Genomic DNA, 14,520 nt, shown 5'->3' with positions numbered 1-14,520 from the left:
GGACCCTGCGCGGCGGCGCGTACGGTGCCCCGGACCGGGGATGAGCAGGGGATTTCCGGTGGTTGAGAGGAGCGCGGAGAGCCCGCGCGGGATCGTCCCTACCGGTGGGTTGCCGCCCGGCCGCGTGTCACCCGCATGGCCCCGCGAGACCCAAGGCCGGCCGGTCAGATCGCCATCGCCTCCTGGATCCAGCGGTTCACCCGGTACGGCAGCCACCACAGGAGGGGACCGGTGCGGCTGACCAGGCGTTCGGCCAGGAAGTCGGCGGCGATGGCTTCCGGGACCGCGGACGACGGCGCGCCGTAGGACAGCCGGGCGATCGCCTCGTGGTAGGCGGGCTCGTCGGCGGTGAAACGGCGCAGGTCGCCCCACCGGCGGTCGCGGATCTGCACGAAACCGGGGCCCTGCCGCCACAGGCACTTGCAGAGGTAGTGCTCGTCGCGCCATTGCGTCAGTGCGGCGTCGGCACCGTCCGGCCCGGTCAGGGCCGTGGGCGGCTGGAGGTGGCTGAGGTCACGCCAGGCGTCGTCGTCGGGGCCGGCGGGCAGCCGTAGGCGCCAGTGGACGAGTACGGCGTGCGCCGTGAGGTCGCGGATCAGGCACAGCCGGCGGACGGCGTGCGCGGCGGCGTCGGGGGATTCCACCGCCGTCAGGTCGACCTCGTCGGTGAACTGCACGCGGCGGGCGCCGAGTTCCCACAACTGTGCGGCCTGTGCCTCGGCGGGACCGGTCAGATCGAGCCGGCCCAGGCTCATTCCCGGCAGGGCGCAGGCCTGCTCGTCGTAGTCGCGCCAGGCGTGCAGCGTCAGCGGTCGGTGGGCGGGGGTGAGGACGGGGGGCATGCGGTCTCCTGGGAAGCGCGAAGTGCTCGGCGGGGAGCGGAGGGCGGCGGCTCAGGCTCAGGACTCAGGCTCAGGCGCGAACGATGGCAGGGGACTTCGCGCCGGGCTCCGGCCGTGCGGTGGCCGCCCCCTGGCTGTGCCGCATGAAGTCGAGCCGGAGCAGGTCCTCGTTGACCGCGGCGGGCGCGAGGTGGACGTACTGGCCGCCGTCGGTGAAGACCAGTCCGAGCGTCACCCAGTGCTGGAGCAGGGCGTGCACGGTGGCGGCGTCGACGGTGTGCTCGGGCAGGCGTGCGGCGAGCTTGCGGGCCAGCGCGGCGGGTGCGTGCGGCTGGTCGAGGAGGCGGAAGGCCTCGGTCTCGACCGGGTCGGTGAGTTCCCGCGTGCCCCAGTCGAAGGCGTGCCGGCGGCTGACGAGCACGATCCGGTCACCGAGGTCGGCATGGGTGAGCCTGCTGTCCGCGTGGCGTTTCTTCCAGGCGGCCAGTGCGTCGTTGAGGGCGGTGACGGTGGGCTCGCCGATGCCGCGTTCCGGGGCCTCGAAGACGTAGGCGAGATCGAGGAGTTCGCTCTCGGGCAGGTCGTACGTGAAGCGGTAGTGCTCCTCGGGGCGCAGCCCGGTGAAGCCGAGTTCGGGCCGGTTGAAGTACGGACTGAAGCGCTCGATGGCGATCCGCGCGGACAGGTCCACCGGCGGGTTGAGGTGTTCCAGCGCCGGGATCTGGGCGATGACCGGCTCGTAGTCGGCGGCGGTCTCGCCGGGGAAGCCGTGCAGGTAGTTCCAGGAGACGGAGAGGCCGGTCTCGGCCCCGTCGCGGAGCATGCGGACGTTCTGGCAGCCGCTGACGCCCTTGTCCATCAGGTCGAGCACCCGGCTGTTCAGGCTCTCGATGCCCGGCTGCACGTAGATCATGCCCGCGTCGGCGAGGGTGCGCAGCTGCGGGCGGCGCATATTGGCCTTGATCTCGATGTGCATCCGCAGGTCGTAGCCGCTGTCGATGATGCGCGGCAGGACGGTGCCGAGGTAGCCCATGTCGAGGATGTTGTCGACGACGTACATGTCGAGGACGCGGTGCCGGCGCGCCAGGTCCATGATCTCGGTGTAGAAGGTGTCCGGGCTCTTGCTGCGGAACTGCATGAACGAGCCGTTGAGACCGCAGAAGGTGCAGTGGTGCTTCTCGCCCCACCAGCAGCCGCGTGCCCCTTCGACGACGAGTTTGGGCTCCACCCAGTTACGGGCGACCGAGGAGGCCAGGCGCTCGAAGTAGCCGCTGTAGTCGGGCGGCAGGATGTCCACGGGCGGCAACGGGCTGGTGCTCATCGGGTTGGCGGTGCTCGTGCCGTCGGCGCTCCGGTGGCACAGCCCGGGAACGGCCGCCGGGTCCGTGCCCTCGTCGAGTGCGGTCAGCAGCTGCGGGAAGGCGGCCTCGCCCTCGCCGCGGACCACGAAGTCGAGGAAGGGGAAGTTGCGGTGGGCGGCGGCGCCCTGCTCGGCGTCGCAGTTGGCACCGCCCATGACGGTCCGGATGTGCGGCGCGAGCCGTTTGACGTACTTGGCGGCGGCGAGCGCGGCGGTGTTCTGCTGGAAGGTGGAGGTGAAGCCGACGACATCGGGCCCGGCGGCCACGATCCGCTCGGCGATCTCCTGCACGAACTCCGGGACCACGCGGTGCAGTTCGTGCGACATGCGCAGCCGTTCGGCCTTCAGCTTGCCGCGCATCGCGGCGCTGAATTCCGCCGTGCGCCACTCGGGATCGTCGTAGAGCGCGGACGAGAACACCCAGTCGCCGCACCCCATGAAGTACGAGGAGAGCGCGTAGAACTGGTAGTCGTCGCCGGTGAAGCCGGTGCGCCGGGTGATCCAGTCGGTGAACTCCAGGTTGGCGTGCAGGACGTCGGCCCGGCCCGTGGTGCGTTCGTCGACGCTGCGCCGGAGGATGCCGAGCGCCAGGGACGGCAGGTCGATCGGGGACCAGGGCATGTTGACCAGCAGGACGCGCATGTCGGCTCCTCGTGGGCGGTGGCGGGGACGTGAGGGGGCCGGCGGGTGCGAGCGGGCCGGCGGGGCGAGATGGCCGGCCGGCCCGGTGGTGTACCGGGCCGGCCGGTGGGGTCACTCCTCCTCGGTGTCTTCCGCGGTGCGGAACGGAACGGTCACCGTGATGCCGATGCCCGGCTTGCGGTTCTCCTCGTCACCCGCGAGCGGGTCGTTGTGGATGATGTCCTTCTGCATGGCTGAATCTCCTTGTCAGTGAACGGAGTTCGGGTCGTGCGATCCGGGAGCACCGGACGGGCCGGTGTTTCCGGATACCCCGCTCTCGGGGAAGCGGGGAGCTTGGCGGGCCGCCGGGACCGGACGCAGGTGCCGGTCGAGGAAGCCCAGGGCGCGCCGCAGGACGGCCATGTGGTCGGCGCCGGTGTAACCGTCGTGTCCGGTCTCCAGCCACATCGACTCGTGCGCGATGCCGGCCGTCCGCAGGGCGGTGAGATAGCTGCGTACCTGGCCGGGCGGGCACTTGGCGTCGAGGGTCGCGGCGACCACCAGCAACGGGGCCCGGACATCGGCGGCGTAGTGCAGCGGCGAACTGCGCCGGTAGCGGTCGGGCACGGTCTCGGGGGTGCCGCCGAACAGCCGCTCGTCCAGGGCGCGTAACGCCGGGGTGCCGGCCCGGTACGCCGCCGCGCAGTCGGCGACCGGTTTGACGGCGACGCCCGCCTGCCACAGGCCGGGCCGGGTGCCGAGCGCCAGCAGGGTCAGATAGCCGCCCCAGGAACTGCCCCACACGCCGAGGGCGTCCTCGCGCGCCAGACCGCGGCGCAGCAGGTCGGCACGTACCGCGACCAGGTCGGCGACCTGGGTGAGCCCGACGCCCTCGGCGTACGCGGTGTGCCAGCGGGGGCCGTAGCCGGTGGAGCCGCGGTAGTTGACCCGGGCGACCGCGAAGCCGGAGGCGACCAGTGAGTGCACCTGGGGGTCGTAGGCGTCGCGGTCGTGGTCGGCGGGACCGCCGTGGACGAGGAAGACCAGCGGAGGCGGCGGACCGGGTGCCGGTTCCGGTTGGCTCAGCAGGGTGTGCACCGGGCCGTCCGGGCCGGGCGTCCACAGGTCGCGGTGCCGGCCGGGTACCGGCGCGGGCAGACCGCCGAGCGTGGGCAGCCGGGTGCCGGCGGTGGAGCGCAGCCGCGGGGGAGTGGTGGTGTCGGTCCAGAGGTAGTGCACGTCGTCGCCCGGGTGCGGGGCGGCGTCCAGCAGGGTGCCGGGTGGCGTGGGCACCGTGGTGAGGGTGCACCGGTCGAGGTCGGCGGTGGCGAGGGTGGAGCGGCCGTGCCGGTCCTGCCGGACGAGGGCCCGGCGTCCCGCGGGGTACCAGCGCGCTGTGATCTCGGTGTCGAAGCAGCACCATCGGTGGCTCCGCAGCCCGGTGCCGGGACGCCAAATGGCAAGCAGATAGCCCTCGTTGGCCTCCTGCACGAGCAGCAGTTCGCCGTCCGCCGCCGCCCCCGGGGCGAAGCCGAGCGCCCACAGCCGCCCGTGCCTGCCGGACAGCCGGGCGACCTCCGCCACCTGGCCACCGGAACAGCCCAGGAGGGTGACCGCCCGATCGGAACCGGCCGGCCCCGACACCGCCAGCAGCCGGCCCGTCGGCGAGATGCCGGTGAGCAGCGCGGGGCCGTCGACGGTCAGTACCGGACGGCCAGGGCCGCCCGCGGGGCCGAGGTGCACGGTCGTCCGGCGGCCGTCGCCCAGGCCGATCGCCGCCGTCCCGGTGTCGCTGACGGCGAGGCCGTGCGGCCGGCCCGGCCGGAGGCCGGCCAGGCCCGGGACGGCCGGCCCGCCGTCGAAGTCCTGGAAGTACCACCGGCCCCGGCCGCTCCGGTCCTCCGCGAACCACCACACCCGGGCGTCCGCGTCGACCGCGCAGTGCAGCGTCCCGTCGCGGCTGTCGGTGACCCGGCGGGTGGTGCCGGTACGGGCGTCCCAGGTGAAGATCTCGCACCGGCCGTCGGCGTCCGCAGCGAGCGCCATCCGCGCCGGGTCGCGCGGGCAGACCTCGGGGAGCGCCGGCCGGTAGACCTGGAAGCCCGTCCCGGGGGCCTGGAGCGGGCGGGCATGCGCCGCGGACGCGTTCATGCCCGCTCCGTAGGGGCGGCGGGGGATTCCTGCGGGCCGAGGCGCGACGCCGCGGCATCGCGACGGGACGCCGGGGCGCAGTGTGCATACAGCGCGAGCCCGGCCAGCACCACGGCGCAGCCGGTGGAAGTGGCGACGGCCCCGGCCTGTTCGGTGACCAGCCCGGCGACCGCCGGCGCCACGGCCGCGGCCGCGCCCGACGCGGTGGCCAGCACGGTCCCGGTACGGGCCTGCAGTTCGGGCGGGACCACGTGCAGGACGCGGGCCTGCAGTGCCACGGTGGCGAGCGGGGTCAGCGCACACAGCAGGCCGAAGAGCAGGCCGAACTGCCAGGCGTCGCGGGCCACCGCCAGGGCCGCGGCGGGCGGCACCAGCAGCCAGGACACTGTCCCCAGCACCTGCGTCGCGGAGCGCCGGGCGGCCAGGCGGGGCGCGGCGAGCGCACCGGCGAGACCCGCCGCGCCGGCCAGCGCGAGGACCAGACCCAGCGGAGCCGCGCCCCGGCCGTGGTCCTGCAGGGCGAAGAGCGCCGTGTAATACAGCGCGGCGAGCACGGCGTTGACGGTCGCGATCCATAACAGCGCCAGTCGGAGGAAGGGCTCCCGGCGCACCACGCCGAGTCCCGCTCCGGCTTCGGCGGCCGGCGCCCACCAGGGTCGGGACGGTCCGCCGGCCGCCGGGCGTCCGGTGTGCTGCGGTGACAGCCCGGCCCGCATGGCCGCGATGCAGGCCGCGGCGACGACGTACGACACCGCGTCCACGAGGAACGGCAGCCAGCGCCCGGCGTGGAAGAGCAGTCCGCCCAGCGCGGGCCCCAGGACGAGGGCGGCCCGTTCCCCCGCCTGTAATCGCGCCAGGACGCGGCGGTGGTCCGCGGGGGCGCACACCAGGGCGACGGTGCCGAGGGACGCCGTCTCGTAGCAGGCGGTCGCCGCCCGTTCGACGAGCACGAGGGCGAGGAGCACGGCCAGGGGGGCCGAGCCGGACCATGCCGCCGCGGTGACGACGGTCATCGAGGCAGCAGATACCACCGCGGAGGCCACCATCACGCGCTTGCGCGCCCCACGATCGGCGGGAACGGCGGCGATGGGGCCGAGCAGCAGGGTCGCTGCCGCGGAGAGCCCCGCGACGGTGCCGACCTCGGCGGGCGAGTGGCCCAGGCTCAGCAGCAGCAACGGCAGGACGAGCCCGGACGCCTGGCTGCCCAGCGCGTCGGCGGTGCCGGCCCACCAGAAGAGCCGGATGTCGCGACCGGCATACGGCGCAGCGCCGGTGCGGGCGCCCGGCCCGGAGCCTTGGGGTAAGTCGTACGGGGAGTCGCCTGTTGAGGGCCCCGCTGGTCTTCGTTCCATGCGAAGCCACCCCACATCTGTGTGCCGATCGTGAAGATCGACACACGTTTAGGTCAACTTGCGAAGGAAATGTGCTCGAAGCGTGCCGGAGCTTAGCCACACCGTGACGCAGGCCACAAGGCCCCGAAGGGGGAGTCTTGGCGGGGCCGATCCGCCGCGTCGCGAGGAGGTGGTCCGTCCGCAGCGGACCACAGGAGAAGGGCGCAGAAAACAGCTGCCACCAAGAAAGGCGCCACCAGGAAAGGCCCCGCCAGGAAAGGCGCCAACAAGAAAGGCGCCAACAAGAAAGGCAAGGGGCGCAACCGCTCCTTGCCATGACCAACATATAGCGCACGGGGGGCCTTGCGGCAAGGCCCCCGGCATGCCGCACAATCCTCGTCTCATAGCCATGACCTGCGGAAACAGACGGGGATTTCATGATCGACGTGATCGTTGCCGGTGCCGGACCGACCGGCTTGATGCTGGCCGCCGAGTTGCGGCTGCACGGTGTGCAGGTGGTCGTGCTGGAGAAGGAAGCGGAGCCGACCGGCTTCGTCCGCGCGCTCGGCATGCACGCGCGCACCATCGAGGTGCTGGACCAGCGGGGTCTGCTGGACCGGTTCCTCGCACACGGTCGGAAGCACGAGGTCGGCGGCTTCTTCGCCGGCCTCGGCACGACGTGGCCCGCCCACCTCGACACCACGCACGCGTACGTCCTCGGCATCCCGCAGACCACCACCGACCGCCTGCTGGAAGAGCGGGCCGCGGAGCTCGGCGCCGAGCTCCGGCGCGGCTGCGAACTGGTCGGGCTGAACCAGGACGAGGACGGGGTGACGGTCGAGCTGGCCGACCGGACGCAGCTGCGCGCCCGCTACCTCGTCGGCTGTGACGGCGGCCGCAGTGCGGTGCGCAGGCTGCTCGGCGTCGACTTCCCCGGCGAGCCCACCACGACCGAGACGCTGATCGGCGAGATGGAAGTGGGCGTGCCACCGGAGACGGTGGCCGCCGTGGTGGCCGAGGTCCGCAAGACCCAGAAGCGGTTCGGCCTGATGCCCTTCGGGGAGGGGGTGTACCGCGTCGTCGTGCCAGCCGAGGGGGTGACCGAGGACCGCACGGTCCCGCCGACCCTGGAGGAGTTCAAGAAGCAGCTGCAAACGGTGGCCGGCACCGACTTCGGCGTGCACTCACCGAGCCGGCTCTCCCGCTTCGGCGACGCCACCCGGCTGGCCGAGCGCTACCGGGTCGGCCGGGTGCTGCTGGCCGGCGACGCGGCGCACATCCATCCGCCGACCGGTGGGCAGGGGCTCAACCTCGGCATCCAGGACGCGTTCAACCTCGGGTGGAAACTGGCCGCCGAGGTGCAGGGTTGGGCACCAAAGGGGCTGTTGGACAGCTACCACACCGAACGGCACCCGGTGGCCGCCGAGGTCCTGGACAACACCCGTGCACAGATTCAGCTGATGTCCACCGAGCCGGGGCCGCAGGCGGTGCGCCGGCTGCTGTCGCAACTGATCGAGTTCGAGAACGTGAACCGGTACCTGATCGAGAAGATCATCGCGATCGGGGTCCGCTACGACTTCGGCGACGGTCACGAACTGCTCGGCCGGCGGCTGCGGGACGTGAAGCTGGAGCAGGGGCGCCTCTACGAGCTGATGCACGGCGGCCGCGGACTGCTGCTCGACGGGACCGGCAGGCTTTCGGTGGCGGGCTGGGCGGACCGGGTCGACCACGTCGTCGGCACCGGCGAGGAACTGGACGTGCCCGCGGTGCTGTTGCGGCCGGACGGCCATGTGGCGTGGGTCGGTGACGACCAGGAGGAGCTGGTCGGGCACCTGCCCAAGTGGTTCGGTGCTGCCGTCGGTTGAGCGCGGCGGTCCCGCGCCGAAAGGGCGGACGGTGGGCAGCCCCTCCCGGCCGACTCCGTCGGGGTCGGCCGGGAGGGGCGCAGGCATGATCCGCGCAGTGGGAGGTGCCGCGTCGATCAGAGGTGCTTCGCCTTGGCGGCGCAGGCGCCGGAGGCGCAGGCGGTGAGCCAGGAGTCGAAGTCGGCGTCGTAGCGGGTGCCGATGGTGTCGTGGTAGACGGCGTAGCCGCCCTTGTAGTCGCCGGTGCGGAAGTGGCCCAGCATGGTGGCGACGTCGTCGGGGTGCTTCTCGATCATGTAGCGCGCCGCGAGGTAGCCCCAGGGGTAGGTCCGGGTCACGTCGCTGTTGTCGTAGGTGCTCTCGAAGAGCGTGCTCAGCTTGTAGGTGTGCTTCCCGGCCTCACTGACCGCCTCGTCGTCGGTGATCTTGCGGTAGCCGTACGAGACGTACTCGGCGAAGCCCTCGACCCACCAGATGTCCGGAACCGACGTCTGCTGCCCGAAGTCGCCCTTCATGTCGTCGCGGGCGTCTATGTAGTGCGTGTACTCGTGGTTGAGGTTCCAGATCCGGGCCGGGAAACCGTTGTCGTCGCTCCGCTGGTACATGATGGACATGGGCTTGTTGTCCGGCTTGGTCGGGTCCCCGATCATGGTGATCCCGCCGTTGTTGGTGTCGACGCCGAAGATGGCCCCGGCGTAGGTCTGATAGTCGCCGCGACTGCCGAACACCACGAGCTGAACGGTCGATTCGTACTGGTTCGGGATCGGGCCGTCGTTCTTCACCAGGTCGTGGACGTACGCGTCCTGGCTCAGGACACTGGCGCAGGTGGCATCGAGCTCCTCGGCGGTCAGTGCCTGGGTCTTGATGGTGTGGGTGGCATCGCACTCGTGGGTGACCGGCAGCGCCGCCTTGGTCAGCTGGTCGGACAGCTCGCAGACACCGAAGTACGAGCAGTTGTCCTTGTCGTAGGAGTCCGCCTGGGAGGCGACGGTGACCCACAGCGGCGCCGTCTTGCCGGTGATCTTCGAGGCGTCCAGCAGCCCCTTCATGAGCGGCCGGACCTTGTCCCTGAGTGCCTGGTGCTCGACGTAGCGCGCGACGTTCATCCCGGCGTTGGAGTCGAGGTAGGAACGGTCGGTGCCCAGCAGGTCCACATGGGCGAGCGCGAACTTGTCGAGGGTGTCGATGATGCTCGGATCGGCCGTGACCGCCTTGACGTAGGCGGGGTTCCAGTTGCCGCGCCACAGCGGAGTGTAGACGTTGTTGACGGCGGCCAGCATGCTGGGGATTTTGTCGTAGGAGCTGTTGTAGCCGCTGAGCAGCCGCTTGTAGGTGTTCAGGTAGCGGCCTTGCTCGTTGGCGCTGTCGGTGAGGATGATGACCTCGCTCAGGACGTCGCCGTTGCCCGAAGTGACGTCCTTGGAACGGGGGTTGGCGAGGAACGCGTCCAGGCTGCCCTCGCTGGCCGCTGCCAGGTTCGGGCCGTATTCGCCGACGTCGTCCGGATGGTTGGACTGCACGTAGTAGCCGGCGCGCAGGAACATCACGAGCTGCAACACATTGTTCGAGTTGTCGCCGGGATAGGCCGTCGCCCCGCTCTTGAAGGCGTTGGCCACGGTGACCATCTGGTCCTCGGCGAAGACCTTGCGGGCGTCCTCGCCGGTGATGCTGAACAGCGTGTTGACGCACTCCGTGGTCGAGGCCTGGACGAACGTGACCAGTTCCGACCCGGTGCGGCTGCCGAAGTCGCCCGGGCTGCAGGAGGCCTTGGGGCCCGGCTTCCGGGTGTGGTGCCGTCCCGCGTCGGCCGAAGAGATGGGCGGCTTCTTCGCGCTGAGCGGGGGGAGTTGGGGGACGCGGAGGGGGTGGCGCTGCAGCGCGGGACGTTCGTTCGCCCCGATGGTCGGACCGTTCGGCGGTACGGGGTGGGGGGCGGCGCTCCGGGAGGCGGGCCCGGCCTGGTCCGGGGCGGCCGACGCGGGCGGTGCCGCCAGTGCCGGTGCGGTCAGGAGACCGGCCAGGGTGGCGCAGGCGGCCAGGGCGCCGGTCACGTATCTGGGCAGGGGGAAGCGGTAGCGCATCCGTGCTCCTTCGTGGGGGGTCAGATGCGCCTCGAACGGGGCTGAGGCGCGGCTCGCACCTTCTCAGCGGCACACCGGCCGCGACAATACGGTGTGACATAGCACATGGCACACCCTTGCCATAACGTTCGGACCCAGGGGCCCCAAGAACCCCAGCGGCTCAGGGGAGTTGGGACCGTCCGGCTACGGTCTGGTCGTCACGTTCCAGGTGCGCGAGGCCCAGGCGCGGAAGTGCGGTGACTGGGCGATGAGCGCGCGGTACGCCGCGGCCGCGGAGGTGAAGAGGGTGTCCGCGACCTCGTCGGCGGGGCTCCCGCGCCGCCAGGCCAGCACATAACGGCACCACAGGGGCGTGCCGGCCAGCGGTTTGACGAGGACGCCGGGGATCGGCCGGAACGTCGCCTGCACGATGGACGTGCCCAGTCCTTCGGCGATCATGTTCTGCAACTGCTGCTGGTCGCCGAGGAATTCATGCACCGCCGCCGGGGTGAAGCCGGCCGCGTCGCAGGCCGCGTAGAAGACTCCCGGCCAGCCCGCACCGTCGTCCGGGGTGAGGAACCACGGGTCGTCGGCCAGGTCGGCGAGTGTCACCTCCTGGCAGTGCCGGAGCCGGTGCCCGGACGGCAGGGCGACGAAGCTCGGCTCGGTGACGATCCCGCGGTGCGCCACGGCGGCGGAGTGCCGCAGCTCGCGTCCGGGGTAGTCCGCGGCGATCGCGGCGTCCACCTCGCCGCGCTCCAGGAGTTCGACGATCTCCGAGGACGGATAGACGCTGCTCACCGTGAGCGCGAGATCGGACAGCCGGCTGCGCAGCCGGACGAGCATCCCGGCGAGGACCGGCGAGTTGGTCGCCGCGAGGCGGAGCGGCCGGCCGGCGCGGGTGCTCCCGGTCGGCAGGCGTCCGATCGCGGCCGCACGGGCCAGGACGTCGCGGGCCTGCGCCAGGACCTCGGTGCCGTACCGCGTCAGCTCCACGCCCGAGGGGTGGCGCTCGAACAGCGGACTGCCGAAGTACCGCTCTATCCGCCGGAGTTGGGTGCTCATCGCGGGCTGCGAGTACCCCAGTTCCGCGGCCGCCCGGCCCACGCTCCCGGCATCGGCGATCGCGCACAACACCCTCAGGTGCCGAAGCTCCAACTCCATGCCCGCACTCCTCCCGTCCGTGTGGAAGCCACCTCATCGCGCTCCGGGCGCCGGCGCCAGAGCCGAGAACGACCTGCCGGCCGTCGGACGGGCGGAACGGCCGAGCGCCCCTGCGGGAGGGGCGCTCGGGCTCGATTTCGGGGAGGGCTACTGGCCCACCACTCCCGACTTGGCGATGGTGATGTCGGCGCTCGTGGCACCGCTGCGCGAGCCCAGGGCCTCGATCTTCCTCACGACGTCCATGCCCTCGACGACCTCGCCGAAGACGACGTGCTTGTTGTCGAGCCAGTCCGTGACGATGGTGGTGATGAAGAACTGCGAACCGTTGGTGTTCGGGCCCGCGTTCGCCATCGACAGCTGGCCGGGCTTGGTGTGCTTGAGCTGGAAGTTCTCGTCGGCGAACTTCTCGCCGTAGATGCTCTTGCCGCCGGTCCCGTTGCCGGCCGTGAAGTCACCGCCCTGGAGCATGAAGGCCGGGATGACCCGGTGGAAGCTGGACCCCTCGTAGCCGAAGCCGTGCTGGCCGGTGGCGAGCTCGCGGAAGTTCCGTGCGGTCTTGGGGACCACGTCGTCGAACAGGGTGAAGACGATCCGGCCGGCCGGCTCGCCGTCGATGGTGATGTCGAAGTACACGTCGTTGTTGCTCATGGTGGCATCTTCACATCCCGTCGCTCCCGGTCGCGCGCGGGGCCCACCCTCCGCGGCGGGCGACCCCTGGGAACGCCCTGCTGCGGCGAAGCGCTCCTCGCCGGGGCATTCCGGTAAATCCGGCCGCCCGACCACTACTCCGGCGCCCGCCCCCTGGCAATGCATGAAATTCGGCCATGAATAGGCCGTCGAAAGTCAGACATCGGGTGCAGCCTCTCTCTGGCCGGACGGGCACTGCAGAATCTGCCCCGTGAAGAACTGTGCTCGCGTACACTTCCGGCCCGCCGGGGAAGCCCGATCCGGCGGCCGGTCTGCGGCCTCGTTCGAACGGGCGGGCGATTCGCTCGTCCCATGTGCAACGGAGGTCTCCGGGGTTGGCGGGCGTTAAAGTAAATGAGGGTAAAAGTTACCCTCGGTTAGTCTTGGTGGGGGTTGCTAGCGCGTGACCGGGGGTGAGACTGTGGCCAAGTTGAACTGGCGCAAAAAGCTTCTGCAGCACGGATCGCGGAGAATGCCGAACGGTACTTGTCGGTAATACGTACGCTTCTCTCGTTCCTCCTTTCGGGTGCCGCAGGCTCGTCGGTAATGGGCTGCGACGTGCTGAGGGGAGTCTCGTGCGCGTCGGTTGTCAGCAGCTCTTATGTGGGGGGTCTGTGATAGCGAGCCGGGCCATGGTGCATACGCCGCCGGGCGTCCTCGCGGGGACGTGGAGCGGGGAAAAGGCCCCGCAGATGTCCGCATCGAATCGGATGTGTGCATCGAGGCGGAGGGGGTACACGGCGTGGCCTGGACGGTATCTCGTCGGTGGTCCGTGCCCGGACGCATATGCGGCCGTCGCGGATGGCCAATGGCACCGCCCGACCCGCACATCCGCATAAACCCGTCGGCCACCGGGCCGGGGCGCTGACGGGCGCGTACGGTGCGCCATTCGGCCGGTGGCGCCGGTGACATCGTGAATACCGCTACCGCCGTTCCGGCTGCGGTCATTTCGCCATGGGCGGCACGGCGCGGAGCGCATGCATAACCACAACTCGGCAGCAGCGACAGGATCTGGAGTTGGTGACAGTGAGTCCCTCGACTTCCTCATGCCGTGCGGAAAGGTGCTTATCCGGCGGCATACCCGGCTGCCGGCCGATAGGGGCGCCGCCCGCGCGCGGCAAACGCACCCTTTCCCGCCCCGCCCCCCGTTTCCGTGCGGCCTTCAGGGAGAAGCGGTGACCGGTGAGCAGGTGAGACAGGCACCCTTCGCCTTCGACGCGCTCGTCGACCGGTGGAGAGCGCGGCGGGCGGCCGGTCCGGTCCGGTACGACGAGGACCAGAAGCTGTGGCAGGTGGCGGATCACCGCGGGGTGACCGCCGTGCTCGCCGACCCGGCGACGTACTCCTCCGATTTCTCGGGCCTGGTCCCGACCCAGGAGGACTTCGAGACCTTCCGCCGGGGCAACTTCGTCGGGATGGACCCGCCGGCGCACCGCACCCTGCGCACCCTGGTCAGCCAGGCGTTCACCCCGCGCGTGGTGGCCGGGCTGGAGCCGAGGATCGAGGCCATCACCGGGGAACTGCTGGACGCCGTGGCGGACCGCGACCGGTTCGACCTGGCGGACGCGCTGGCCTACCCGCTGCCGATCATCGTGATCGCCGAGCTGCTGGGCGTACCGGTCAGCGACCGCGGGATGTTCCAGGACTGGGCGACCACCCTCTTCGCCGGGGACGGCATCGGCGAAGCGCTGGACATGGCCGACGTGGAGCAGGCGCTGGACGCCATCGCGCCGACCGTCCGCGAGATGAACGGCTACTTCCTGGAACACATCCGGCAGCAACGGAAGGACCCGGGCGACGGGTTGATCGGCCGGCTGCTGGCGGCCGAGGTGAACGGCACCCGGCTGGCGGACCAGGAGATCGTCGGGTTCGTGGCCCTGCTGCTGGTGGCCGGGCACATCACCACGACCGCCCTGCTGGGGAACGCCGTGGTGAGCTTCGACCGGTACCCCGAGGCCGCCGCACTGCTGCGGGCCGAGCCCGGTCGGCTGCCGGACGCCATCGAGGAGGTGCTGCGCTGGCTCCCGCCCTTCCCCGAACTGGGCCGCCGCACCACCCGTGAGGTCGAGCTCGCCGGCCATGCCATCCCCGCGAACTCCGTGGTGATGGCGAACCTGGCCACCGCCAACCGCGATCCCGACCGGTTCGCCGATCCCGACGTCTTCGACGTGACCCGCAGCCCCAACCCCCACCTGACGTTCGGGCACGGCATCCACTTCTGTTTCGGTGCCCCCCTGGCCAGGCTGGAGGCCCGGATCGCGCTGCGGCAGCTGATGGATCGTTTCTCCGCTCTGGCGATCCCTTGTCGCGACGAGGTCGAGCTGCAGAATCCGGCCGTCATCGTCAGCGTGCGCCGACTGCCGGTGGAGGTGCAGCGGCGATAGCCCGCCCGCGGGCCCGCGCGACACCCCCTCCTCCGTCCCCGATTACGGGAGTTCC

The 14,520-nt window shown here is 71.1% G+C and carries 9 protein-coding genes; 2 read left to right on the top strand and 7 right to left on the bottom strand.

The features are described 5' to 3' along the window. Positions 1–164: 164 nt before the first annotated feature. The 4 genes from AB0E02_RS09485 to AB0E02_RS09470 all read right to left on the bottom strand — a co-directional run bounded on the left by AB0E02_RS09485 (position 165) and on the right by AB0E02_RS09470 (position 6,326). On the bottom strand, positions 165–842 hold the full coding sequence (locus AB0E02_RS09485) for a DUF5825 family protein (protein WP_362137413.1): 678 nt from the start codon (positions 840–842) through the stop codon (positions 165–167). 70 nt (positions 843–912) lie between these two features. Then, on the bottom strand, positions 913–2,844 hold the full coding sequence (locus AB0E02_RS09480; protein WP_362137412.1) for a RiPP maturation radical SAM C-methyltransferase: 1,932 nt from the start codon (positions 2,842–2,844) through the stop codon (positions 913–915). A 246-nt stretch (positions 2,845–3,090) separates the two neighbouring features. Then, on the bottom strand, positions 3,091–4,974 hold the full coding sequence (locus tag AB0E02_RS09475; RefSeq protein WP_362137411.1) for a prolyl oligopeptidase family serine peptidase: 1,884 nt from the start codon (positions 4,972–4,974) through the stop codon (positions 3,091–3,093). Next, a complete protein-coding gene (locus AB0E02_RS09470) occupies positions 4,971–6,326 on the bottom strand; it encodes an MFS transporter (protein ID WP_362137410.1) in 1,356 nt (451 codons plus the stop codon). Before AB0E02_RS09470 ends, AB0E02_RS09475 begins: the two co-directional genes overlap by 4 nt. A gap of 416 nt (positions 6,327–6,742) precedes the next feature. Here AB0E02_RS09470 and rox point away from each other — a divergent pair, with 416 nt between their 5' ends. Further along, entirely contained in the window at positions 6,743–8,170 is a 1,428-nt protein-coding gene (gene rox / locus AB0E02_RS09465; protein WP_362137409.1) for a rifampin monooxygenase, read from the top strand. Positions 8,171–8,286: 116 nt separating this feature from the next. Here the strand turns inward: rox and AB0E02_RS09460 are convergent, their stop codons facing one another. From AB0E02_RS09460 to AB0E02_RS09450, 3 genes are all read right to left on the bottom strand, one after another. After that, positions 8,287–10,251 (bottom strand): collagenase, encoded by a 1,965-nt coding sequence (locus tag AB0E02_RS09460; RefSeq protein WP_362137408.1) that lies wholly within the window; start codon positions 10,249–10,251, stop codon positions 8,287–8,289. A gap of 183 nt (positions 10,252–10,434) precedes the next feature. Next, positions 10,435–11,394: a LysR substrate-binding domain-containing protein gene (locus AB0E02_RS09455; protein ID WP_362137407.1), complete on the bottom strand. Its 960-nt coding sequence runs from the start codon at positions 11,392–11,394 to the stop codon at positions 10,435–10,437. Positions 11,395–11,541: 147 nt separating this feature from the next. After that, positions 11,542–12,042 (bottom strand): peptidylprolyl isomerase, encoded by a 501-nt coding sequence (locus tag AB0E02_RS09450; RefSeq protein WP_362137405.1) that lies wholly within the window; start codon positions 12,040–12,042, stop codon positions 11,542–11,544. Positions 12,043–13,256: 1,214 nt separating this feature from the next. On the opposite strand from AB0E02_RS09450, the gene AB0E02_RS09445 reads away from it, so the two are divergent. Beyond that, positions 13,257–14,465, top strand: coding sequence for a cytochrome P450 (locus AB0E02_RS09445; RefSeq protein ID WP_362137404.1), 1,209 nt, complete (start codon positions 13,257–13,259; stop codon positions 14,463–14,465). Positions 14,466–14,520: the final 55 nt, after the last annotated feature.

The sequence above is a fragment of the Streptomyces sp. NPDC048196 genome, assembly GCF_040652715.1.
In the GTDB taxonomy this organism is placed as follows: domain Bacteria; phylum Actinomycetota; class Actinomycetes; order Streptomycetales; family Streptomycetaceae; genus Streptomyces; species Streptomyces siderophoricus.
The sequence above is the reverse complement of the archived record's forward strand: the minus strand, read 5'-3'. Positions and strand labels throughout refer to the sequence as shown.

What these genes read in the sequence shown, in the direction of transcription:
- AB0E02_RS09480 (WP_362137412.1), bottom strand. Translation starts at nt 2,844, where the DNA reads ATGCGCGTCCTGCTGGTCAACATGCCCTGGTCCCCGATCGACCTGCCG.
- AB0E02_RS09470 (WP_362137410.1), bottom strand. Translation starts at nt 6,326, where the DNA reads ATGGAACGAAGACCAGCGGGGCCCTCAACAGGCGACTCCCCGTACGAC.
- AB0E02_RS09460 (WP_362137408.1), bottom strand. Translation starts at nt 10,251, where the DNA reads ATGCGCTACCGCTTCCCCCTGCCCAGATACGTGACCGGCGCCCTGGCC.
- AB0E02_RS09455 (WP_362137407.1), bottom strand. Translation starts at nt 11,394, where the DNA reads ATGGAGTTGGAGCTTCGGCACCTGAGGGTGTTGTGCGCGATCGCCGAT.
- rox (WP_362137409.1), top strand. Translation starts at nt 6,743, where the DNA reads ATGATCGACGTGATCGTTGCCGGTGCCGGACCGACCGGCTTGATGCTG.
- AB0E02_RS09485 (WP_362137413.1), bottom strand. Translation starts at nt 842, where the DNA reads ATGCCCCCCGTCCTCACCCCCGCCCACCGACCGCTGACGCTGCACGCC.
- AB0E02_RS09475 (WP_362137411.1), bottom strand. Translation starts at nt 4,974, where the DNA reads ATGAACGCGTCCGCGGCGCATGCCCGCCCGCTCCAGGCCCCCGGGACG.
- AB0E02_RS09450 (WP_362137405.1), bottom strand. Translation starts at nt 12,042, where the DNA reads ATGAGCAACAACGACGTGTACTTCGACATCACCATCGACGGCGAGCCG.